This is a genomic window from Pontibacter harenae (assembly GCF_020907245.1).
In the GTDB taxonomy this organism is placed as follows: domain Bacteria; phylum Bacteroidota; class Bacteroidia; order Cytophagales; family Hymenobacteraceae; genus Pontibacter; species Pontibacter harenae.
Genome location: NZ_JAJJWH010000003.1, coordinates 114496 through 139474, shown reverse-complemented (window position 1 = coordinate 139474; position 24979 = coordinate 114496). Strand labels below are relative to the sequence as shown.

Genomic DNA, 24979 nt, shown 5'->3' with positions numbered 1-24979 from the left:
GCCAAACTGTAAATTCTACAAACTTGGCAGCCGAATTTTTTTTTGCCCATTTATATCTAAATGATGACCATAATAGACTACTTTGCTAGAAGTTCTCCTATGTCTATCTAATATAGAAAGTGGGCGTAAAACGGGTTCAATAGGTAGGCTCTGATTTACATAGTGGCAACAGTTGTAAGGTTGGAGTTTTAATTGGTCTGCTTAAAACGGGTTTCAATAAAGATTGAGGGAAAGAATACTAGCGAATGAAAAGTCTAACAACTATAATTGCCGCATGCCTGTTGTTTAGCATTATGGGCTGCGAAAAAAGCTCTACAGAACCAGATGTACCAAAACCTGAGGTTGAAGAGTTTGACGGACCTACTTATCCAGATAATTACACACCAATTGCATCATGGGCTAATCGTTCTCAGTGGAATTTAGCGAATGTACATGACCCAACTGTCGCCAAAAGCGGGGAGTACTACTACATGTATCAAACTGATGCGTCTTATGGGAATGCACATGCTGGAAAAGGACACTACCCATATAGGCGTTCAAAAGATTTAGTGAACTGGGAGTTCATGGGAATGGCTTTTTCTAGCCCTCCTGCATGGGTAAAAGATAGCCTGAATAATAAAAGAGCACGTATCAATCTCCCTCCAATAGCTAATCCTAACTATGGGTTCTGGGCACCCAACATACGGAAAGTCGGTAATAAATTTAGGTTGTACTACAGTATAGTAGTCGATAATCCCATTGTAGGTTCAGATCCTAATACATCTTGGTCAGAGCGTGCTTTCATTGGTCTTGCAGAAACAGATGATTTGGCCAGTAATGTCTGGACTGATAAAGGTATGGTTGTAAGCTCAGAACCTGATGGTGTTGTAGATTATCACAGAGGTGGAGGGAATGACTGGAACGGATACTATAAATTCAATGCTATTGATCCAAGTTTTATTGAGACACCAGAAGGAGAGCATTGGTTGATTTATGGCTCCTGGCATAGTGGTATTGCTGCATTAAAACTTAACCCAATAACAGGTAAACCAGATAAACTCGAAACCATCGACGATCATGGTGTTCGTATTGCTGGACGTGGCAATGTCAATACCAATCGCTGGCAAGGATTAGAAGCTCCTGAAATTGTTTATAATGAGGTTACAGGATATTATTATCTGTTTTTGGCTTACGATGAGCTTTCTGTTGCCTACAACACACGTGTAGCACGTTCCAGAAACATAGCGGGACCATACATTGGTATAGACGGCGGAAATGTAACAAATGGCGCAGAGTCATGGCCTATGTTAACACACCCATATGCTTTTAATGGACATCCAGGCTGGGTAGGTATTTCTCATTGTGCTGTTTTCCAAGATCCTTCCACGGGTGAGTGGTATTTCTCTTCTCAAGGTCGTTTACCTGAAGGTTTAGCTGGTATCAATGTGTCTAATGCCGTTATGATGGGGCAGGTGAGGCAACTTAAATGGACAAGCGATGGCTGGCCAGTAGTTATGCCTGAAAGATATGCTGGAGTACCAGAAACAAGTATAACTGAAGAAGCTTTAGTAGGTACGTGGGAGCAGATTACAATGCAGTATCAGTACAGAACAATACAAAAATCATCTAAAATAACACTTTCAGCTGATAAAAGAGTAAGTGGGTCTGCATCAGGAACATGGGCATTCGATAGTAACAGAGGTGTACTGATGATAAATGGAAAAGATTACTTAGTTACAAATGCTTGGGATTGGGAAGCTTCCCCAAGAAAAGTTACGCTTACTTTTTCGGGTCTAACCTCAGGTGGTTTACCTGTTTGGGGGAAGAAAGTGCAGTGATCATTAGTTATCTAGGTACAAACAACCTTTTCAGATAACTATTAATATGTGAGCTATAAGCTCCAAATCTAAGGTAGAAGTACGAAAAATAGATTGCTGTGAAAGCTTAAAGAATAAAAGCTACAGATAGTTGGTAAGGTATTAATCACTCATAACCAACGATTAAGTTGAAGTTAGTAAATGAACAATCAAATTTTACTTGTTTTTAAGCTTATTAATCCGCTATATTTATAAGCGTTAATTTTACATTTATAAATACCACTTCTTTAAAACAATAAATCAAAGGAATGAAAAAGAAACTTTTAAGCTTAATGGTGCTTTTTTGTAGCCTTACAGGCTATGCACAGAATACAGGCAAATTAAATGCACCCAGTGATCCTAACCTTAAAATCAGCAGACATATATATGGCCATTTTGCTGAGCATTTGGGCCGCAGTATTTATGGTGGCTTTTATGTAGGTGAGGACAATACAAAAATCCCGAACACGAACGGTGTAAGAAACGATGTTGTAGAGGCTTTAAAAACGCTGAAGGTTCCTAACCTGCGTTGGCCAGGTGGATGTTTTGCCGATACTTACCATTGGAAAGATGGTATCGGGCCAAAAGATCAGCGACCAACAATTGTAAACAGCTGGTGGGGAGGTGTTACTGAAAACAATAGTTTTGGTACACACGACTTCCTGAACATGTGCGAGCTGTTAGGTGCCGAACCTTACTTGGCAGGTAACATGGCAACAGGCCTTGTGCAGGAACTGTCTGATTGGGTACAGTATGTTAACTTCGCAGGCGATAGCCCTATGTCAAAGCTTCGTCGTGAAAACGGTAGAGATAAGCCTTGGAATGTGAAGTTCTGGGGTATAGGTAACGAAGCTTGGGGTTGTGGTGGTAACATGGCACCTGACTACTATGCTAATGAATACCGCAAGTATGCTACCTTCGTAGCCGACTGGGATAACTCTGGTGGCCTTTTCCGTATTGCCTCTGGTGCTAACTCTGCAGACTACAACTGGACTGAAGTGTTGATGAAAAACATCCCTAAGAACCTTATAGAAGGTGTTGCACTGCACCATTACTCTGTAATTGACTGGAACAAAAAAGGACCAACAAGAGGATTCTCGGAGGAGCAGTATTTCAAGACAATGAAGAGTGCCTTGTTTATGGAGGAGTTGATAAACAAACACACTGCCATCATGGAAAAATATGATCCGCAGCACAAAGTTGCGCTTGTAGTAGATGAGTGGGGTGGATGGTATGATGTAGAGCCAGGAACTAACCCTGGTTTCCTATATCAGCAGAACACGATGCGTGATGCGATGATTGCTGGAGCAACTTTGAATATTTTCAATAATCACTGCGACCGCGTGAAAATGGCTAACCTAGCACAGGCCATAAACGTGCTGCAAGCTGTAATTTTAACAGAGGATGAGAAAATGCTGTTGACGCCTACATACCATGTAATGGAAATGTATAACGTGCACCAAGATGCTACTTTCCTTCCGCTTGAGTTGAAAAGTGCTGACTTTACTTTCGGGAACGAAAAACTTCCAGCTGTATCAGGATCTGCTTCACGCGATCAGCAAGGTGTAACACATATTACACTTACAAACATCGACCCTAAGAAGTCTAACCAAATCAGCATAGATGTACAGGGTTCAAAGTTTAAGTCTGTTTCTGGACGCATACTTGCTTCCAAAAGCATCCAGGATTACAACAGCTTCGACAACCCGAACAAGATTAAGCCAGCAAACTTTAAAGGAGCAAAACTGAGAGGTAATAACCTGAATGTAGAATTGCCTCCTTTCTCTGTAGTTGTTCTTGAGTTGAAGTAATCTGTTTCTTGTCAAGAATAACAAGTGATGTAGGTGCTTCGCCTTATCTGTAAATTTAAATGACGAACATGAAAAATAAATATTTTTCGCTTGGTGCGCTTGCTGTGGCCTGTATGATGTCGGCTAACGTGGCAGCACAGAAAGCTACTTCTTTTGTCGTAAAAGCAAACCAACCTACGGCTGAGATTCAACCTACTATGTGGGGAATCTTTTTCGAAGACATTAACCTTGGTGCTGATGGCGGTATTTATGCGGAGCTGGTAAAAAACCGTTCTTTTGAGTTTGCTACTCCTATGATGGGGTGGAAAGAGCAGAAGAAAAACGGAACTACTGGTAAAGCATTAGTGCATAATCAGGAAGCTATCAACCCTTCGAACCGTCGTTTTATCAGAGTAGAATCTGGTTCTGACGAAGGTTTTGGCTTGTCTAACGAAGGCTTCCGTGGCATGGGCATTAAAAAAGGGAACCAATACAACTTTTCTGTACTAGCACGACAGCCTCAGGGCGATAATGTAGCCGTTGTGGTGGAACTTGTAAACCCAGATGGTAAGTCTATTGGATCAGCCACTGTAACACCGCAGGGCAAACAGTGGAAGAAGTATAACGTGAGCTTTACTGCTACTGAAACCGAACCGAAAGCTTATTTGAACGTGTGGGCAAAAGGTAAGGGCACGGTAGACATGGACATGATTTCGCTGTTCCCGCAGGATACCTGGAAGCAGCGTCCGAATGGTTTACGTGCCGATATGGTGCAGTTGCTGGCAGACATGAAGCCTGGCTTCTTCAGGTTCCCTGGTGGTTGTATAGTAGAAGGCCGTACACTGGACGAGCGCTTTGAGTGGAAAAAAACGATTGGGCCAATTGAAAACAGAGAGCTAACTGTAAACCGTTGGAACACAGAATTTGGCCACCGCCTTACACCTGACTATTATCAGTCTTTCGGACTTGGCTTTTTTGAGTACTTCCAGTTGTCAGAAGACATAGGAGCAGAACCGCTTCCTATTCTGAACTGTGGTATGGCTTGCCAGTTTAACACAGGAGAGGTTGTGCCTTTGGATCAACTAGACACATACATCCAGGATGCACTTGACCTGATCGAGTTTGCAAATGGCGGTGTAAATACTACCTGGGGTAAAAAACGTGCTGATATGGGGCATCCTGAGCCTTTCAATATGAAGTTCTTAGGTGTAGGTAACGAGCAGTGGGGAGAGCAGTACATTGAGCGCTATAAAATATTCGCTAAAGTACTTTCTGAGAAGCACCCAGAAATCAAGCTTATCACGACGACAGGTCCATTTCCTGACGGTGAAGAGTTTGATTACCTGAATACCACGCTTAGAGGCATGAAAGATACTCGTGTAGATATTATTGACGAGCATTATTACCGTGCACCAGAGTGGTTTAAAGAAAACGCAACACGCTACGACAGCTACGACCGTAAAGGACCTAAGATTTTCGCAGGAGAGTATGCCTCACAAACCGTAGCCATAGCAAGCCCAGATAACAGGAACAACTGGAATGCAGCGCTATCTGAAGCAGCCTTTATGACTGGCTTGGAGCGTAATGCTGATGTGGTAGTAATGGCTTCTTATGCTCCTTTGTTTGCTCACGTAGAGGGCTGGCAGTGGACTCCAGATATGATTTGGGTAGATAACCTTCGCTCTTTCGGAACTCCAAACTATCAGGTGCAGAAGTTATTCTCTACGAACAGCGGAACCCAAGTAGTACCTGTTCTTTTAGATGGTATAGCAGTAACTGGTCAGAACAATACATTTGCCTCTGCTTCTATCGATAAAAAGACGAACGAAGTTATTTTGAAAGTAGTGAACACATCAGATAAAGAAATGAACAATGAGTTCGTGATTGATGGTGTGAAGAAATTGCAGAACAGAGGAACACATACTGAATTGAGAAGCGATAACCTAAACCAGGAAAACTCTTTTGAAAATCCGAAAGCAGTTAGCCCAGTTCAGAAGCAGATTCAGGTAAAGAACAACAAAGTGCAGTTAAAACTGCAGCCGTATTCTGTAAACGTGATCAGAGTTAAAATATCTTAGTATATAAGCTAAACGTTAAACAAAAAAGAGAGGTCACTTTGGTGGCCTCTCTTTTTTTGTTAAAGTTTAGCTTATTTAGTTATCGACACTAGATTTGCCCATTGCTACATTCTAGCTTTACCTTACCCTCAGCTCACTCGAGAGAGGGACAAAACACGTTTAGTGAAGCTACACGGGTTAATAAATGTGTAGGTATGGATTAATAATGATGTAAGGATATAAACAAAGCCAAACTGAAAAGAAGAAACTTCTTCCAGTTTGGCTTTAAATTTGACGTGCTTATTGTGCCTTTACAGCGACAGGGTTGATCCCTTCTGTTGTCATAACCACACGTTTCATCGTGCCATCTTCATTGTAGTATAAATAATCTATACAGACAGAACGACGGAAGCTACCTCCATCTGTAGGAATGCTGCCGTTATGGTAAATGAAGTATGATTGTCCCTTAAAATCTATGATGGCTTGGTGATTGGTGTTCGAGTTACCAGCTACCTCGTTCAAGATACCTTTATATTCCCATGGTCCTTCGATGTTGCGGCTCATAGCATAGGCTGTCTTCTCTGGAAACTGGTAGGCGTAAGACAAATAGTACCAATCTTTGTTCTTATGTACCCACGGTGCTTCTGTGAAGTTTGGAAGCTGAATAGTTTTGATAGGCCCATCCAGTTCAATCATGTTGTCCTTCAGCTTTGCGTAATGGCACACGGTGTTACCCCAGAAAATATAAGCCTGTCCGTTGTCGTCTATAAAAACGGCAGGATCAATATCGTCCCAGAAAATTTGGGTATGCTTCGTCATGTCGTTGGTTATGAGGGCTGAACCTATAGCATCTTTGAAAGGACCTATAGGACTGTCGGATACAGCTACACCAATAGATTTGCCAGGAATGGTGGCGTGCTCTACAGTAGAATACCAGTAAAACTTGCCGTTACGTTCTACCACATGCGAAGCCCAGGCATCAGATTTCGCCCACTTAAATTCTTTAACATCCAGTGGTACGGCATGCTCCGTCCAGTTCTTCATATCAGGAGAAGAAAACACTAACCATTCGTTCATTACGTAGCCTTCGTGGCGGGGAGGCGCTTCGTCATGGCCCGCATACAGGTAAACTTTATCATCGTAAACAAGAGCGGCAGGGTCAGCAGTATATTTGTGCGTAATGATCGGGTTGCCAACAGCGTTCTCAGTTGTGGCTACTGTAGTGTTTTGAGTAGTGGTTGCACAAGAGGCAAGCAACATACTCGATAGAATAAGGGAGGCGGCTCTCCGTAAAGTTTTGCCTGATTTAAGGCCTAAAGCTGTCTTTGTCATGACTAATGTTATTAATTAACTTTTGTTGAGTGAAGGGTAAGTGCGTTCCATATGCTTATTTCTGTAGCTGCCTAAAAGCAGCATAAAAGAAAATATAGGAAAGCTTTTATTAACACTTATTTAATTTTATATTTATATGCGTAATATATACATTTAAAATAAGTCTTACTACCCCAACTGCATCTAATCTTAGGTTTAAAGCTTTTGATTTACATGTAGTCACTAACTATTTTTCTATGAAAAACCTCTCTAACTCTCTTGTGCGCAGGGTGTTTACTGCACATATAGCCTTATCTCTAACCTTTGCTTATAGTTGTTCGCCCAGAGCCACAGAGTCTAGTCAGCAAGCACTTTCACAAAAGGAGTACACTCTTGCTAGTCCCGATAAAAGTATAACCGTTGCGTTTGAGCTTAAGAACTCAAAGCCTGTTTATGCTATAAATAAAGGTGGTGAACTGGTGCTAGAGGAATCAAAGTTAGGAGTGGTGATGGCAGATGAAGATTTTTCGACTAGTTTAACACTGGAATCGGTTTCTGAGGTAGAAACGGTGCAGGACTCTTACGAACTTGTGCATGGGAAGCGCAGTAAAGTTACCTACAACGCGAAGCAGCAGGTATTCCATTTGAAGAACCCAAAAGGCACTCCTATGGATGTGATCTTCAACGTGTCTGATGATGGTGTTGCTTTCCGTTATTACTTCCCTGGTGAGGCAGGAGGAAGGAAGCAGATTACACAGGAACTGACTTCTTACAATTTTCCTGAATCGGCTAAAGCTTGGCTACAGCCAATGTCGGACGCCAAGTCAGGTTGGAGCGAAACGAATCCATCTTACGAGGAGCCTTATATACAGGAATCCGCTGTCGGAACACCTTCACCTATAAAAGCAGGCTGGGTATATCCTGCCTTGTTCAAGAGTGGCAACAGCTGGGTACTAGTGACAGAAGCTGCCTTAGACGGAAGCTATTGTGCTACACGATTGCATCCGCAGTCTTCTGGTGGTGAATACGCGGTGGCTTTTCCGCAGGAGCAGGAGGTTATGCCAGGTGGTGCACTAAAGCCTGAGTCTACTTTTCCGTGGTACTCGCCTTGGCGTGTGGTAACGGTAGGTAGTTTAAAAACGATAGTAGAATCTACATTAGGTACGGATGTTGCCAAGCCAGCTATCAACATAGATAAATCTTTTATAAAACCAGGAAATGCAACTTGGAGTTGGGCGCTTCTAAAAGATGACTCTATTGTATATAATGTTCAAAAGCGCTTTATAGACTATGCTGCAGATATGAACTGGAGCTACTGCTTAGTTGACGTGAACTGGGACAGAAAAATAGGCTATGATAAAATAAAGGAACTTGCTGACTATGGGAAAAAGAAGAACGTAGGACTACTGCTTTGGTACAATTCTTCAGGTAGCTGGAACAGCACTGAATACTCTCCAAAAAGTGCTTTGCTCACACATGAGGTTCGTGTAAAGGAGTTCAGCAGGCTCCGGGACATGGGGATCAAAGGCGTGAAGATTGACTTCTTTGGCGGCGACGGACAATCCGTTATACAATACTACTTGGATATTCTGAAAGATGCAGCCGATTACCAACTACTGGTAAACTTCCATGGCGCAACTTTACCTAGAGGCTGGCAGAGAACGTATCCGCATCTGATGACGGTGGAGGCCGTGAAAGGTTTTGAGATGATTACCTTTGAACAGAATGTAGCAGATGTGGCGCCTGCACACATGGCCATGCTGCCTTATACCCGCAATGCTTTCGACCCAATGGATTTCACTCCCTTGAGCCTACACGAGATTCCCAATATCAAGAGAAGAACCACCACAGGCTACGAAGTGGCACTACCTGTTATCTTTCTATCTGGTGTACAGCATTTTGCCGAAACGCCCAGAGGCATGGCACATGTGCCAACCTATGTAAAAGACTACCTTCGCCAGGTTCCTGCAGCCTGGGACGAAACAATATTTATTGATGGCTACCCAGGAAAGTTGGCTATAATAGCCCGCAGAACAGGCAACCGCTGGTATGTGGCAGGTATAAATGGAGAAAACCAGGAGAAGACAGTACAAGTCGATCTGTCGTTTATCGGGCAGAAGAGCGGCGAGCTGATAACCGATGGAACGGAATGGAATTCTTTTTCGAAAAAGCAGCTAAATTTAGCACAAGGACAGACGCAGCAGCTGGTTATGAAGCCGAACGGTGGTTTTGTAATGGTGTTTTAATTTAGATAAGCTCATAACGGGTACAAAGAGGGGAGTAAAGCTCTCTCTATTAAAAGGATAGAAATCAGAAATAAAGTCTCTCTGACTTGCCATAGCAACTAACTATTATTTAATTATATGAAACAGATTAAGCAAAGTATTTTTCTTATAGCGTGCTTCCTTCTTTGCCTGGTGGTAAGTGCGCAAGCGCAGGAGCTGCGCAAAAACATTAGCGTGCACGATCCTGTAATGATTAAGCAGGGCGATAACTATTATTTATTTAGCACGGGCTTTGGGATATCTATGTGGTCATCTAAAGACATGGAAAACTGGAAGCGTGAGAAACCTGTTTTCGATGCTCCTCCGCAATGGGCTGTTGAGGCTGTTCCTGGTTTTAAAGGACACATCTGGGCTCCAGACATTTGTTATTACGATGGCAAATATTATATCTACTATTCTGTTTCTGCATTCGGGAAAAATACTTCTGCTATAGGTGTGGCCACCACTCCTACACTCGATACAGCCGATCCGAACTATAAGTGGACTGACCACGGCAAAGTAATCCAGTCTTATCCTGGCAAAACCAACTGGAATGCTATTGACCCAAATCTTATCACTGATAAGAAAGGAAACGCATACCTTGCCTTCGGCTCCTTCTGGAATGGCTTACCAATTGTAAAGCTTACGAAAGACAGAACTAAAATTGCTGAGAGCCCTGACAATTTACAGATTATCGCCAGCCGTAAAAGAAATTTATCGGCACCTAATCCTCCTTCAGTAGATGATAACCCTAAAGACGCAGGCGGAAATGCAATTGAGGCGCCGTTTATCTTTAAGAAGGGAAAATATTATTATCTTTTCGCTTCTATAGATTATTGCTGTAAGGGCGTAAACAGCACTTATAAAATGATTGTGGGAAGATCGAAAGATCTAAAAGGACCATACTTAGATAAAGAAGGAAACCGATTAGATAGCGCAGGAGGAACCATTATACTGGCAGGAGATGAGAACTGGCACGGTGTAGGACATAACGCAGTGGAAACTTTTGACGGTAAGGACTATCTTATTTTCCATGGCTATGATGCTAAAGATGAAGGAAAATCGAAGTTGAGAATAGAGCCATTGAGCTGGACGAAAGACGGATGGCCTGTGGTGGCATCGCTTCAGTAGGAACCCTTAAAACATAATTTATTCACTTGATTATTTAACAGACACGATAAACTAAACATGAACATTCGCTCAAAATTAGCACTCATTACCTGTGCTTGTATGGTTACCTTAGGAGCCTGCAATCAAACGTCTAACACCGAAGAAACCACTAGCACAACTGCAAACGCAGTGCAGGCGCAATTGCCGCAAAGGTCGGATTTTCAACAAACGATAGATGGAAAAGAAACCGATCTGTTTATACTGAAGAACAGCAACAATGTACAAGCTGCTATTACAAACTACGGCGGTCGTGTAATAAGTATGTTGGTGCCAGACAAGGACGGTAACATGACAGACGTTATTGTTGGCTTTGACGATGTAGCTTCTTTTACTGAAGGTTCTGATACTTTCTTCGGAGCTACTATCGGACGTTATGGCAACCGTATCGCCAATGGTAAATTCAAATTAGACGGACAGGAGTATACTTTGGCCACCAACAACAATCCAAACCACTTGCATGGTGGCGACAAAGGTTTTTCGCGTGTGGTTTGGGATGCGAACCAGGTAAATGACCAGACGTTGGAGTTAACTTACTTGTCTAAAGACGGCGAAGAAGGATACCCAGGCAACCTAAACGTTAAAGTTACCTACACCCTTACAAACGATAACGAACTGAAAATTGATTATGAAGCTACTACCGATAAGAAAACGGTGGTAAACTTAACCAACCATGCCTTCTTTAACATGAATGGTGTTGGCAGCGGCTCAATTGCAGACCACATTCTGCAGATTAATGCTGATAAGTATACGCCAGTAGACTCTACGCTTATTCCAACTGGTGAGCTCGCTTCTGTGGAAGGTACTCCATTCGATTTCCGTAAGCCAACACCTGTAGGTGAAAGAATAGAAGCCGATGATACACAGCTAAAGTATGGCAAAGGTTATGACCACAACTATGTGCTTAAAACAAACCAAGGTGGTGAAATGACTCATGCTGCAACTGTAGTAGGTACTGAAACTGGTATTAAAATGGATGTTTACACGGAGGAGCCAGGTCTGCAGTTTTACAGCGGGAACTTTATGGCTGGGCAAAACACTGTGAAAGGCGGTAAAGATGAATTCCGTACGGCGCTATGCCTGGAAACACAGCACTTTCCAGATTCACCTAATCAGCCTTCTTTCCCGTCTACTACTTTGAAGCCAGGCGATACTTATAGCACAACCACTACCTATAAGTTTTCTGTTAACAACGGTGAGGTAGCAAAGAAGTAATTTCCAGATTTAATTCTTTTCCAAATAAAAAGCGCCCTGAACCAGCTGGTTCAGGGCGCTTTTTATTTGGAAGTTTACTCGCTCTATTAAGCCTTGAAAAACGTTTCGAACAGCTTGTATTTATAACTTTTATATTCCTTCAGTACTGCTACCAACGCAAAGAAGGCTATACCAATTAGCAAGGGGTAAATCAGGTACAGCAATGGGTGGATGAGTGGCAGAAAAAGCATTCCCATCAAGAGTATAGAAATGAAGTTAAACAGGTAAGATGTTTTTGCACTGAAGCTCATGGCGCCACCCTTTACAACTACTGGGCTCACAATAGAAGCTACAATACTAATTGGCGTAAGAACCAAAATAGCAGTGGCGTACATGAGTAGTATAAACATGGCATGCTCATGGTTGAAGATGGCTACATAGGCAATCATCAATCCTGCATCTATCATCAAAGGAATGCGAAGGGCCAGCAGGCATGTTTTCAAAAAATCTTTGTAGTTGCCTGTAGTTCGCTCTATGGTTAACCACATGTTCTTGTAAAAGCCCCACAGGTTATTAAACACATAAGAATACAGCACTAACGGACCCACAAAAAGCCACATAGACATGTTCTTGTCGAATACATGAAATCCTTTGTTCGTAAAAACAGTAGCATCTACAGCTAGCATAAGCAACTTGAACCCAATCGCGAAGAAAAGGAGTTGTTTTGCTGTTTTGTTGTTTTTAAACAAACGCCATCCTAAACTTCGCCTGGAGTTGCTGGTATGGCTCACAACTTTTAAACGAGGCTCTACTGCGGCTTGCTCAAGCAAAAAGTTAGAAACAACAAAAGACGCTAGAGAGGCAATGTGCACCAATAGCATTGGTAGAGAGTCATTGGGTTCAAACATAGGGGCTTTTGCCTGCAGCGCCAAAAATGCCGCACCCATCACAGCAGCACTTATAAAGGTGCTGTGGCCCCAGCGCATTCTGCGTTCTACAAATAGCTGCAACGAACGGCGTGTAACATGAGCTGCCACCATAACCATAATGCTTTGCATAAAAAATGCGAAGCCATAAATAGGTGATAGCAGGAACAGCATCATCAGGAAGTTGAACAGGATAAAGTAAAAAGGCGAAGCCAACTCCACCACCAGCTCTAGCCAAAAGCGCTTGATCGGTTTTATGGGGTAAAGCCTGCTAATGAACTCAGCCCTGGGAATGTAAGCTGGAAAAAAGCCACGAAGTATAATGACCGCCAACAGGAGCAGATTGGTATAACTTATAGTCTTTTCGACGGTAAGTTCTAAGGCACCTTGTGCTGTTTTTTGAAGTAGCTCTGCAAAAATCCAACTGTACATAGCCGACAAAACAACGCCTATAGCCAACAGGAATAGGCGCAAGGCCTTTTTCTGTCGGAAGTAACTGTTGAGCCTGGCTTTACAAGAAAATAAGATTAAATTCATAGATAGGCTAATTTAGCATCCAATCTATATTGGTGTCTGGGTTATGGTGCGGCAGCAACAGCTGGAAAAGCGCCTGGTCGATGAGGTGATTTCCATTCTTGGTGAATTCTTCTACGGAGCCATTGTACATCAACTGCCCATCATTCAGTACACCAATGTGAGTAGCCACCCGTTCCACGTAGTTTAGGTCATGAGAAGAGATTAACACAACACGGTTTGGGTTTCTGTAGCTTCGTATTAATTGTACCAACAGTTGGGCTGCAATTGGGTCAAGGCCAGTAAAAGGCTCATCCAATAGCAAAATGCTTGGCTTGTGCAAAATAGCGGCGGCAATACCTATTTTCTTTTTCATGCCAGTAGAATAGCCTGCTATGTTCTTATGCAGCGATTCTCTATCGTTGAAAAAGTAATTGGTTAGGCTGGTAATGCGCTCTTCTGTTTCAGTAGGGGAGAGATTGTACAGCCTAGCCACAAAGTTTAAGTATTCTATACCTGTAAACTCCTCAATAAGCGGATTGTCCTCGCATAGGGCACCTAAATTTTGCTTTATCTCTATACTATGCTGTTTGTAATCTTTGCCAAAAAGCGACACAGATCCTGTATCAGGTTGTATAAAATCCAAGATACAATTTAGGAATGTACTTTTGCCAACACCATTTTTCCCCAACAGGCAATAGCATTGACCTTGTTCTATGGTTAGATTAAGCTCCTGCAGCACTGGCTTCTTTCCATAAGCCTTCGATAATCCGCTAATCTCTATACTCATATAAATGAATTGTACACTTTTTATTGAAACGTGCCGCTAACCAAATTTGAGGCTGCACAAGTATAAATTTATACATTAGCCTAACAAAGTCCTAGCCAAAAGAGCATTATTGGATGCAATCTTTGCTTGATTTAGCACCTTTTTATTTTCGATCTGCTAATACAACATCATGCGGAGCAAATAAGGTTTCTGATGTAGTTAGGAATATTTATACTTTTTATTTTCGTGTAACTTGGATGGAATTGTTTTGTAGAGTTTAAGTCGCAATACAAAAAACGGTATGGACATTCTGGAATAGTAAACTTGATATTTTTTCTTTAAAAGAAGGGGCAGGTGTGTGTTGTTTATGTCGATTTGGCTCCTTACTTTTGCCACACTTTACACCTGCGCACGTGGTGAAATTGGTAGACACGCCATCTTGAGGGGGTGGTGCCTTCGGGTGTGGGAGTTCGAATCTCCCCGCGCGCACTTCAAAGCCTTGTCCCTCGACAAGGCTTTTTTTGTTGCCTTTAGCGTAAGTTATCTAAACATGTTCTAAGCAGCGTTGCTTTCTCTTCTTGCGCCTTGAAGATTGTTTCTCTTTCTTCAGAATATTTTAGCTTTAAGTTTAAAATTGCTTTTACAAGTTTTAGAGGTTGAATTAGGCTGCTCAGATATAACTGGATAAAGCATACAATAAAATTTAAAACATTAACTTTATTGTACATCGGGCAAAGCAGCTAGGTGTATTTAAAGCTATAAAGCACCTAATCTGTATTTACTTATTCGATTGACACAATTCAATTGGTGTACTTCGATCCTTGTCTAAGCAGGAAAGCCTCTTTATAAGGCTTAAGCTTAAACATAGTGCATGTAGGGGTACCAACATGCTATAGCACAACTTAGAAAAATAAGAATGAAGAAAAAGCTCTCAATCCGAGACATAGCAAAACAACTGGACATCTCTATCACAACTGTTTCCTTTATAATGAATGGGAAAGCAAAAGAAAAGCGTATAAGTGATGAGCTAACTAACAAGGTGCTGAAACTGGTAGAGGAGGTAAATTACAAACCAAACCAGATTGCGCAGAGTCTTAGAACCGGTAAGTCGAAGATTATTGGGCTAATGGTGGAGGATATCTCTAACCCTTTCTTCGCCAGTGTTGCGCGCCTGATAGAAGGTAATGCCTATGAGAGAGGGTACAAAATTTTATACTGTAGTACAGAAGGCAAAGCTGATAAAGCACGCGAATTAATAAGCATGTTTAAGGATTGGCAAATAGATGGTTCTATCATTACGCCAACAGAAGGTATAGAAGAAGAAATTCAGTCGCTTATAAATGAAGATCGCCCTGTTGTTTTATTTGATAGATACATGCCTGCGATAGATGCTAGCTATGTCGTAATTGATAATTACGACAGTACTTATAAGGGCGTGACCCACCTAATAGAACAGGGTTATAAAAACATTGGTTTTGTGACTCTTGACTCGAGCATGTCTCAGATGATAGATAGGCGTATGGGATATGAGGGCGCATTGGCAGAGCATGGGCTAACACCTTGCATAAAAAAGATATCATTTGATAAGTCAAATGAAAAGATTATAATGCAAATAGCGTCTTTTCTGAAAAAGAATAAGGAATTGGATGCAGTGTTTTTTTCCACCAACTATTTTGCCATTAGAGGACTAGAAGCTATTAACAGGTTAGGCTTAACCATACCTACCGACCTTGGTGTTGTTGCATTCGATGACCACGATACTTTCCAGCTTTACAACCCTTCCATTACCGCCATTGCCCAGCCCATCGAAGAAATATCAAAGCAGGTTATTCAGATTATGCTGGATGGTTTAGATGGAACAAGCACCGATACCGCCAAAAAACAGTTTGTTCTACCCACAAATTTAATTGTGCGTAAATCTTCTGTTCCAAAGAAATAAGTGGAGGTGAAGCTGTTGGTGTCGTAACGTACCCAGTATAAATCAGCTGCCTTTTTATATTAGTCTTTTATGGCTAGTGGCATGCAACAATGTAAACTTCCATTTTTACTTGAAGATTACTGTGCTGATTTCTTATCACCTTTCCAGCGCTTTAGTTTAGTGGCTTGGTCATAAAATTTACATTATACCTAAGGCCCGTTCTTATCTTCAGGTGCAAGCCTTCTCCTTTCCTTCCGAAGCAAAGTCTTTTAAAGCAATAGCATATTGCTTTCACAAATAAATTTTCTGGAATAAACTGTGTCTAATTGTGTAGCATTATGCTACCAAAGAGGTTAAGTAAAATACTCTATTGGTCTTTTATTAAAACCGTTTAGCATCTTGTTCTGTGGCTATAAGTTTGTATTTTTACTTAAAGGTTAACCGTTGGAAGTGCATTAAGTGGTTATTTAAGTTTTAGTTGGCAGTTGATGTGCCTCTGCAATTGTGGTACAAGTTAAAGTTTGTTTAGATCCTTATTATCAAGCATGAAAAGAACATTAATTTATATTCTATCGCTAGTATCTTTCTCTGTATCCGCCCAAGATGTAATGGTAGAAAAGGTGACAGATCCTGTAGAGTGGATAAACCCACTAATGGGAACTGACTCCAAGCCTAGTCTCTCGAACGGTAATACGTACCCAACTATTGCTGTGCCCTGGGGCATGAATTTTTGGACACCTCAGACTGGAAATATGGGAAACGGATGGGCTTATACTTATGCTGCAGATAAAATAAGAGGCTTTAAGCAGACCCACCAACCATCGCCCTGGATGAATGATTACGGGCAGTTTGCCATTATGCCTGTAACAGGTAAAGCAAAGTTTCATGAAGATGAAAGAGCTAGTTGGTTCTCTCATAAATCGGAGGTTGTAAAGCCTTATTATTATAGTGTATATCTTGCCGATACCGATGTTACAGCAGAAATAACACCAACTGAGCGTGCAGCACAATTTCGCTTCACTTTCCCTCAGAACGATAGCTCCTTTATTGTAGTGGATGCCCTGGATAAAGGGTCTTACATAAAAGTTATTCCAGAACAGAACAAGATTATCGGTTACAGCACCAAGTATGCCCGCAGTAACCCTAAGAATTTTAAAAACTACTTTGTTATATACATAGATAAACCTTTTACGGTATCCTTTACAGCGCGCGATAACAAATTTGTGAAAGATGCCTTAGAGATGAAGTCGAACCACTCGGGTGCTGTAGTGGGTTTTAAAACGAAAAAAGGGAAACAGGTAAATCTTAGGGTAGCTTCTTCTTTCATTAGCTTTGATCAGGCGGAACTAAATTTAAAAAGTGAGTTGGCGAATGACAGCTTTGATGTAACGAAGCAAAAGGCCAAAGACATCTGGAACAAAACACTGAATGCAATAGAGGTAGAGGGTGCTACTGCCGAGCAGATGAAGACTTTTTACTCGTGCCTTTACCGCACTCTGTTCTTCCCGCATAAGATGTATGAGATAAATGCAAGCGGTAACATTGTGCACTACAGCCCATACACTGGAGAAACGTTGCCTGGCTACATGTTTGCTGGCACAGGCTTCTGGGATACTTTTAGAGCTTTGTACCCGTTCTTGAACCTTGCATATCCTTCTATAAATAAAGAAATGCAGGAGGGCTTGATAAACGACTACAAAGAAGGAGGCTGGTTACCAGAATGGTCTAGCCCAGGTTATGCCAACATCATGGTTGGTAACAATTCAGCTTCTGTTGTTTCGGATGCCTACATGAAAGGACTTAGAGGCTATGACATTAACACCCTATACGAGGCGCTTGTGCACGGAGCAAACAATGCAGGTCCTATAACCGCTGTTGGTCGTGCTGGTGTGGAGTACTATAACAAATTGGGGTACGTGCCATACGATGTTAAAATTAATGAAAATGCCGCACGCACACTGGAATATGCCTACGATGACTTTGCAATTTACCAATTAGCAAAGGCGCTGAATAGGCCTCAAAGTGAGATTGAGTTGTATAAGAAGCGTAGCCAGAACTACCGCAACCTCTTTGATCCTTCAACTGGCCTGATGCGCGGTAAAAACCAGGACGGTACGTTTCAGTCTCCCTTCAACCCGTTTAAGTGGGGAGATGCTTTTACAGAAGGAAACAGCTGGCACTACACGTGGTCTGTTTTTCATGATGTGCAAGGTTTGGTTGAGCTAATGGGGGGTAGAAAAAACTTTGTGGCCAAACTTGATTCTGTTTTTTCGATGCCGCCTGTTTTTGACGATAGCTACTACGGTGGTGTTATACATGAAATCAGAGAAATGCAGATCGCCAATATGGGGCAGTATGCGCATGGTAACCAACCTATACAGCACATGATTTACCTGTACAACTATGCTGGTGAGCCTTGGAAAGCACAGTACTGGATACGCGAAACTATGGACCGCATGTATAAGCCTACACCCGATGGTTATATTGGAGATGAAGATAACGGCCAGACGTCTGCCTGGTATGTTTTTTCGGCTTTAGGATTTTATCCTGTTACACCAGGTATAGACCAGTATGTAATAGGTACTCCTTTATTTAAAAAAGTAACACTTAACCTGCAGAATGGGAACAAAATAGTGATAAATGCACCTAATAACAGCTCAGAAAACAAATATGTAGATAGTATAAAGCTGAATGGTAAGAAGTATAATAAAAACTGGTTTAGCCACAGCGAGTTAATTAAAGGAGCAAAGATTGGTTTTGATATGTCTTCTACTCCAAACAAACAGCGAGGAACGCAGGAGGAAAGCTTTCCTTATTCAATGTCAAATGAGGAAAAGTAAAAGGAGGTGAAGTTCAATGGATGTAAGAAATCCATTCGAGCCAAATTAAATTTTAGAGTGGAATAATATGAATGATAATATAGTAGTGGGGATTGATATTGGAGGTTCTCATATAGCTGCTGCATTAGTTAACCTAGAAGACAGAATGCTTCTTCCTAATAGCTACACACGTAAAGAGGTAAACTCAAGCGGAACAGCAGAGGAAATAATCGCAGAGTGGAGCCAGGTTGTTAAGGATGTGGTAAAAGATTGTTCCGATTCATCTTTAAGGTTAGGTATTGCTATGCCTGGGCCTTTCAATTATGAAGATGGTATTTCTTTGATTAAGAACCAGAATAAGTTTGATCTGCTATACAAGCTTAACATAAGAGAGCTGCTTGGAAAAGAGCTCCTGATAAAAAACGAAAACATCCGGTTTATGAATGATGCTGGATGCTTCTTACAAGGGGAGGCGTTTTGCGGTGCAGCTAGAACTTACAGTAGTGCCATTGGCCTAACGCTTGGAACAGGCTTGGGTTCCTCAAGATACATGAATGGAGTAGCGCAAGATGCTGACCTGTGGAACACTCCTTTTAAAGATGGAATAGCGGAAGACTACTTGTCGACACGTTGGTTTGTTAATCGCTGCTATGATTTATATGGCCGTATGGTTGAAGGAGTTAAAGAACTTGTCGATTTAGTGGAAAAACTTCCTGTAGCAAAAAGTATTTTTGAAGAGTTTGGCGAAAACTTAGGTCAGTTTTTGGCTTATTTCATTCAATTGGATAAACCAGAGGCAGTCATATTGGGTGGAAACATTGCCAAGTCACATCCTTTGTTTCTTCCTAGCTTAATCAATTACCTTGATAGTTCTGCAGTACAAGTCACAATTAAATTAGCAGAGTTAGGGGAGGAGGCCGCTCTGATAGGGGCAGTAAGTTGCTGGAGTGAAAGCAATGTGACAATTTAAATAAAAGCCTGCTTTGTTTTGCCTGGTTTGATGTTGTCGGGAGTAGTCGGGTTAAGATTGATCGGGTTATACCTTTAGCTGTTTGCTCTTACCTATTTCTGTAGAAGGAAGGCCTAAAGCCGAAATTTTGAAGGTTTTAGCTTTGAAATCATAATCAGGTTCAGGTAGCTTAAGAAGTGGGATATGACAAACATTTGAATTATGCTCCTGTAACCTGATATTTTTCTGGAGGAGTAGAATCTGAATTTTTTGTTTGATGAATTACTTTGCTAAATGCTTTTAGTTAATTGTGTAAATATATGTATTACTAACTGATTCTGTGGTAATTGAGTGTTCAAACATGCTGTAGGCTGTGCAATAAATAAGCTTCCCCTTACTAAAGATTAAGTAAAGTTTTAAATTGACATGAGTAAGATTAGTTTGCTTTAAATTAAAGCATTTCCCTCCTAAGGAGATGCTTTTCTAACTGTTAAGCCTAGATTTAAAGCTTGTAAAAGGAGCAGAAATGACTTTTACCTTATTAAATAAACTTAAAAGATTATAAGGATGAATCGGGTAATAATAGCCTCACTTCTTGCTTTCTTTACGGTATACCCACAGGAAGCAAAGAGATTCAATCCAAACACAGCTAGAAAGGTTACTTTCATTATAGACCCCAACTACAATGGGGTAGCAGCTGCTAGTAATGGCATCATCCGTTATAGCCCGCTTTGGATGCTTAGGAACCCCAACGACATAGATGTAGTGACACACGAAGCTTTTCATATTGTGCAGGCTTATGAAGGCGGAGCAGGGCCAGGTTGGCTAACAGAAGGTATAACAGACTATGTCCGTTACAAGTATGGCGTAGCCAACGCAGCAGGAAACTGGAGTTTACCTGATCTGAAACCAGAACACAGCTACACCAACAGCTACAGGATTACAGGCCGTTTTTTAGCATGGTTAGAGAATAATGTAAATGCTAAGATTGTAGATAGCTTAGATGCTGCTCTGCGCAGTAAGGCTTACACCCCTGAAACGTGGGTGAAACTTACTGGTAAAACAGTAGATGAATTGTGGCAGGATTACACAAAGAACCCTAAGCTATAAGCAAAGTCTGATAAGCACATCTTGCCTGTTTGTAAGAAAGAATAATTAAGTAATTGATGAGATTGCTTTGGATGTTTTGTCTTTATATAAAGTATCAGGAAAATTACCTTTCATTCTATTCATAACTTATGACCGAACTTTTTAAATCGTCAAGAAACTTGATTGTGGCGAGCTTAGCGCTATTGAGCTGTACTGGTTCTGTATTGGCACAGTCAGCGACCAACTTAACTACAACACTTCCTCTTAACGATCTGTCATCCTTCCAAAGCCCTGGCAAGAGTTGGGAAATAGCGGGTGATGTTACGGCCAATCTAAAGAAGGCGAATGCGCTGGTGCTTAGTAACGGAACAGGTATACTTGTAAACCTGCCGAGTAAAAGAAATAAAGGCGCTGACCTGTTAACGAACTTCGAACATGGAGATCTGGACCTGGAGCTGGATTATATGCTGGCAAAAGAGTCTAACTCGGGTATTTACCTGCAGGGTAGGTACGAGGTGCAACTGAATGATAGCTGGGGCACAAAAACAGCGACATCGTCAGATAACGGCGGTATATATGAGCGCTGGGACGAGAAAGGCCGAAAAGGGTTCGAGGGGCATGCACCCAGGCAAAACGTGAGCCGTGCTCCAGGTCTGTGGCAGCGCCTGAAGATATCTTTTCAAGCTCCGTGCTTTGATGCCAATGGACGCAAAATAGAGAATGCGAAGATTTTACGCATGGAGCTTAACGGTGTAACCTTGCACGAGAACCTGGAACTGTTCGGCCCAACCCGTGGTGCCATGGGAAATAACGAGGTTGCCACAGGTCCTCTTCGTATCCAAGGCGATCATGGAGCAATTGCTTTAAAAAACATAAAGGTAACAGATTATAGCAAGCCAAAGCCAGAGCTTAAAAATCTGAAATACACCATTTATAAGGGTAAATTTGATAAAGAGCCTGATCTTAATAACCTTCCACCAGAGGCAGAAGGCACTTCTGTTTTGCTTACTTCAGACATAAACCCATTGCCTAAAAACTTTCTAATCCGCTATACGGGTAATCTGGATGTAAAAGAGGCTGGCAATTATTCCTTCAGTTTGAACACTGCAGGTGGAAGAGGGTTAATGCGTATAAACAATAAAGTACTGATAGCTGGTAACGAAAGAAACCAGCGGGCAAGCATGAGCTTACCAGCTGGCAGTGTGCCTTTCGAACTTCTATATACAAAAGTGGTAGACTGGAGCAAACCTGCAGTGGGTATCGCTGTGGCAGGCCCTGGAATAAGAGAATGCCTTTTAGGCGATCCTGCGGCTTCTACTGATGTTCGTAACAACCAGCCAGCAGGTCCGATTCTGGTCGAAGCCCCAACAAATACTATTCTGCGCAGCTTTATGGATATACCTTCTCAGAATGGCGAAGGCCGTGGCACCAGGGTTGTGCATTCTGTGAACGTAGGCAGCGCCGACCAGGTGCACTATACTTACGACATGGATAACGGGAATATTGTGCAAGTATGGCGTGGTGGTTTCCTGGATGCTACTCCTATGTGGTACAGCAGGGGTAACGGTTCTTCCAGACCAGTTGGTGCGGTACAGTATTTTGGTGATCCAGCGTTTAGTGTAGCAAAACTAGCCTCTGAACAAACAGCTTGGGTAGCTGACTCAGCTGGCACTAGTTTCAGGCCTAAGGGCTATGTGCTGGACGAGCAGGACAGGCCAACTTTTATTTACCAGACGTATGGCTCTACTGTACAGGACCAGATCACGGTTCTTCCAAACGGAGAAGGTATAAACCGCCAGCTTACGGTTCAGAACCCGACAGCCAACCTGTATGCAAGGATGGCGCACGGAAGTTCTATAGAGGCTATTTCAAAAGATACTTACTTGGTTGATGGCAAGTCTTATTATCTGCGCCTGGATGATGCTGGCGGTGCTAAGCCTATTTTACGAGACTCCAACGGACGTAAAGAGCTGCTTGTCCCTGTAAAAGGAAAACTGAGCTACTCTGTTCTTTTCTAACCTAGACTTTTCTATACCATGAAATATACGAGTAAAAGAAAATTTAGAAACTTTGCGCTTCGCCTGTTCCTCTCTGCTACTGCGGTAACCGTGTTGGGTACCACGGCACAAGCGCAGGAATCACCTAAAGAAGAAGACTTTTTCAGGATTACAGGTATAAGTACCCCAGAAGATGTGCTACTGGAGGTAGGAGGGCTAACTGTGCTTCCGAACGGAGACCTTGGTATTTCTACCCGGCGCGGTGAGGTGTTTATTGTGGAAAATCCAACAAGTGCACGACCATATTTCAGAAGGTTTGCATCGGGCTTGCACGAGATACTGGGCTTAGCCTACAAAGACGGTGCATTATATGCTGCGCAGCGGGGCGAACTGACAAAATTGGTGGACAAAAATATGGATGGGAAGGCTGATACTTACGAGACGGTATATAACTGGCCTCTTTCCGGGCACTACCACGAGTATAGCTTTGGCCCTAAAATAGCGCCAGACGGTACTTTCTTCGTTTCGGGTAACGTGGCCTTTGGCGATGAGCAGTGGTACCGCGGAGAGAGCCGGGTACCATGGAGGGGTTGGATTATGAATATCAGCGAGAACGGAAAGATGCAGCCTTGGGCTACAGGTGTTCGCTCTCCTGCTGGTTTGGGCGTTATAGACGGTCAGCTTTTCTACACCGATAACCAAGGAGACTGGATCGGGTCAGGAGGGCTGTGGCACGTAACTAAGGGAGCTTTTATTGGCCATCCCGCAGGATTGCGATGGACGGGCATGCCTAACTCGCCGCTGAAGCTAACTAAAGACCAGCAGAATGCGGTGGTTGATGGTCGTGAGATAAAGAACGCGGAAGGACGCTACATCAAACCAGAGAATGTTGTAGATGAGAATTTTGTAACGCTATTCGAAGCGAAAGAGAAGATTCCTGAACTTAAGTTGCCTGCCGTGTGGCTGCCGCATGGTATTTTAGGCATTTCAAACTCAGAGCCTATAAAAATACCAGAGGGAAACTTTGGCCCTTTTGGTGGGCAGGTACTAGTGGGTGATCAAGGCATGAGCCTTATTTCCCGTGTTTTTCTCGAACAGGTGAACGGTGAGTACCAAGGGGCGTCCTTCCTTTTCAGGACTGGTTTCCAGTCGGGTGTCTTGCGTATGGCCTGGGCGCCTGATGGCTCTTTATTCGTGGGAGAGACAAACCGTGGCTGGGGATCTGCAGGTGACGAAAATCAAGGGTTACAGCGCTTGGTTTGGAACAATGTAGTGCCCTTCGAAATGCGTGCTGTGCGAGCCATGCCAGATGGTTTTGAAATAGAGTTTACACAACCCGTAGATAAAAAGTCTGCCGAGGATATCGCCTCTTACTCCGTTTCCAGCTTTATTTACAAGTACCATCCAGTATATGGCAGCCCGCCTGTTAATACAGAGGAGAACCCAATTAAAGGTGTGAAAGTATCGGCTGACGGTATGAAAGCACGCATTGTGGTAGACAACCTGCGCAGATACTATATACACAACATTACCTTAAACGGTGTACGCTCAGAGGACAATTCCTACTCGTTGATACATCCTACGGCCTACTATACTTTGAACAACATTCCAACAGGGCAGAAGCTTTCGATAAACGAGTTAAGTTCAACGAATTCTGCTACAGCACCTAAGGCTACTGTTGCTAAAGCTAGTCCGAAACCTACTGCGGCAAAGTCTACGGCAAAAACAACCGTTGCTGCAAAGCCCGCCCCTAAAAAGGCACCAGCCAAAGCCACTGCGCATCAAACGGTTTGGTATCGCCTGTTTCTTTCCAGTAAGCATGCGCCAAACGGATAGGGTAGCACAGTGAATCTATTTCCCACTTACGCTCGTGTATGCCAGGCTTCATGTCCGTAATGTCGTCTTTCCAATGCCCTACTTTAGTGTCATGGTCGTAGAATGCGTTGGCGTATGGGTCGCGCAGAATGCAATAGCTTTGGCGATTAATAACTCCTGCAACAATCTGGCGAAGCGGCTCGTCTTTCTTTATAAACTTGAGATAGGGCTATACTTGAGCTGAACTATCGCGCAGCCACATGGCATCGATGTCTCCTGTAATAACATAGGTGTCAGGCTTGCCATTTTTGGTGGTGTGGGTAACGGTGGTATCAAGTGTATTGGGGAAACAGTTTTCGAATAGCCAGGTCAGCTCCTTGTCTTTTACATTCTTTTTAAACGCTGCGATGGCTTTCTCTACGGCTTTGCTCTGGAAATTACGTTTGGCAGCAGGCACACGCACCGTGGGAAAATCGGCAGGGGAGGCCAGGCTACTGAGAGGGCTGAGGTAAACACCGGCACCCAAAAGGGCGGAGCTTTGTATAAAAGATCTTCTGTTCATTTTG

The 24979-nt window shown here is 42.6% G+C and carries 15 protein-coding genes, 1 tRNA gene and 1 pseudogene; 13 read left to right on the top strand and 4 right to left on the bottom strand.

What is annotated here, in order from left to right; all coding sequences use genetic code 11:
- Window positions 1-245 precede the first annotated feature (245 nt).
- From LN893_RS02900 to LN893_RS02890, 3 genes are all read left to right on the top strand, one after another.
- Complete coding sequence (locus LN893_RS02900; protein WP_229968115.1) at window positions 246-1817, top strand: arabinan endo-1,5-alpha-L-arabinosidase; 1572 nt, start codon at window positions 246-248, stop codon at window positions 1815-1817.
- A gap of 287 nt (window positions 1818-2104) precedes the next feature.
- Window positions 2105-3646 (top strand): alpha-N-arabinofuranosidase, encoded by a 1542-nt coding sequence (locus tag LN893_RS02895; protein WP_229968113.1) that lies wholly within the window; start codon window positions 2105-2107, stop codon window positions 3644-3646.
- 68 nt (window positions 3647-3714) lie between these two features.
- Window positions 3715-5703, top strand: a complete 1989-nt coding sequence (locus tag LN893_RS02890; RefSeq protein ID WP_229968111.1) for an alpha-L-arabinofuranosidase family protein — start codon at window positions 3715-3717, stop codon at window positions 5701-5703.
- A gap of 279 nt (window positions 5704-5982) precedes the next feature.
- Here LN893_RS02890 and LN893_RS02885 read toward each other — a convergent pair whose 3' ends face one another.
- A complete protein-coding gene (locus LN893_RS02885) occupies window positions 5983-7014 on the bottom strand; it encodes a glycoside hydrolase family 43 protein (RefSeq protein WP_229968109.1) in 1032 nt (343 codons plus the stop codon).
- Window positions 7015-7250: 236 nt separating this feature from the next.
- Here LN893_RS02885 and LN893_RS02880 point away from each other — a divergent pair, with 236 nt between their 5' ends.
- The 3 genes from LN893_RS02880 to LN893_RS02870 all read left to right on the top strand — a co-directional run bounded on the left by LN893_RS02880 (window position 7251) and on the right by LN893_RS02870 (window position 11639).
- A complete protein-coding gene (locus tag LN893_RS02880; protein ID WP_229968107.1) occupies window positions 7251-9239 on the top strand; it encodes a glycoside hydrolase family 97 protein in 1989 nt (662 codons plus the stop codon).
- A 117-nt stretch (window positions 9240-9356) separates the two neighbouring features.
- On the top strand, window positions 9357-10388 hold the full coding sequence (locus LN893_RS02875) for a family 43 glycosylhydrolase (RefSeq protein WP_229968105.1): 1032 nt from the start codon (window positions 9357-9359) through the stop codon (window positions 10386-10388).
- 57 nt (window positions 10389-10445) lie between these two features.
- A complete protein-coding gene (locus LN893_RS02870) occupies window positions 10446-11639 on the top strand; it encodes an aldose epimerase family protein (protein WP_229968103.1) in 1194 nt (397 codons plus the stop codon).
- Window positions 11640-11725: 86 nt separating this feature from the next.
- Here the strand turns inward: LN893_RS02870 and LN893_RS02865 are convergent, their stop codons facing one another.
- Window positions 11726-13081, bottom strand: coding sequence for a hypothetical protein (locus LN893_RS02865; protein WP_229968101.1), 1356 nt, complete (start codon window positions 13079-13081; stop codon window positions 11726-11728).
- 7 nt (window positions 13082-13088) lie between these two features.
- On the bottom strand, window positions 13089-13847 hold the full coding sequence (locus tag LN893_RS02860; protein ID WP_229968099.1) for an ABC transporter ATP-binding protein: 759 nt from the start codon (window positions 13845-13847) through the stop codon (window positions 13089-13091).
- A gap of 386 nt (window positions 13848-14233) precedes the next feature.
- On the opposite strand from LN893_RS02860, the gene LN893_RS02855 reads away from it, so the two are divergent.
- From LN893_RS02855 to LN893_RS02825, 7 genes are all read left to right on the top strand, one after another.
- A tRNA-Leu gene (locus LN893_RS02855) sits at window positions 14234-14315 on the top strand.
- Window positions 14316-14718: 403 nt separating this feature from the next.
- Window positions 14719-15765: a LacI family DNA-binding transcriptional regulator gene (locus LN893_RS02850; RefSeq protein WP_369427651.1), complete on the top strand. Its 1047-nt coding sequence runs from the start codon at window positions 14719-14721 to the stop codon at window positions 15763-15765.
- Window positions 15766-16289: 524 nt separating this feature from the next.
- Window positions 16290-18584: a GH92 family glycosyl hydrolase gene (locus LN893_RS02845; protein ID WP_229968095.1), complete on the top strand. Its 2295-nt coding sequence runs from the start codon at window positions 16290-16292 to the stop codon at window positions 18582-18584.
- A gap of 67 nt (window positions 18585-18651) precedes the next feature.
- Window positions 18652-19533, top strand: a complete 882-nt coding sequence (locus LN893_RS02840; RefSeq protein ID WP_229968093.1) for an ROK family protein — start codon at window positions 18652-18654, stop codon at window positions 19531-19533.
- Between the two features lie 546 nt (window positions 19534-20079).
- A complete protein-coding gene (locus LN893_RS02835) occupies window positions 20080-20622 on the top strand; it encodes a basic secretory protein-like protein (RefSeq protein ID WP_229968091.1) in 543 nt (180 codons plus the stop codon).
- 128 nt (window positions 20623-20750) lie between these two features.
- Window positions 20751-22619 (top strand): 3-keto-disaccharide hydrolase, encoded by a 1869-nt coding sequence (locus LN893_RS02830; RefSeq protein ID WP_229968089.1) that lies wholly within the window; start codon window positions 20751-20753, stop codon window positions 22617-22619.
- A gap of 18 nt (window positions 22620-22637) precedes the next feature.
- Window positions 22638-24434, top strand: a complete 1797-nt coding sequence (locus LN893_RS02825) for a PQQ-dependent sugar dehydrogenase family protein (protein WP_229968087.1) — start codon at window positions 22638-22640, stop codon at window positions 24432-24434.
- On the opposite strand, the pseudogene LN893_RS02820 reads toward LN893_RS02825, so the two are convergent.
- Window positions 24349-24975 (bottom strand): annotated as a pseudogene (locus LN893_RS02820) (glycoside hydrolase family 125 protein). The gene LN893_RS02825 and the pseudogene LN893_RS02820 overlap by 86 nt on opposite strands.
- Between the last annotated feature and the right edge of the window lie 4 nt (window positions 24976-24979).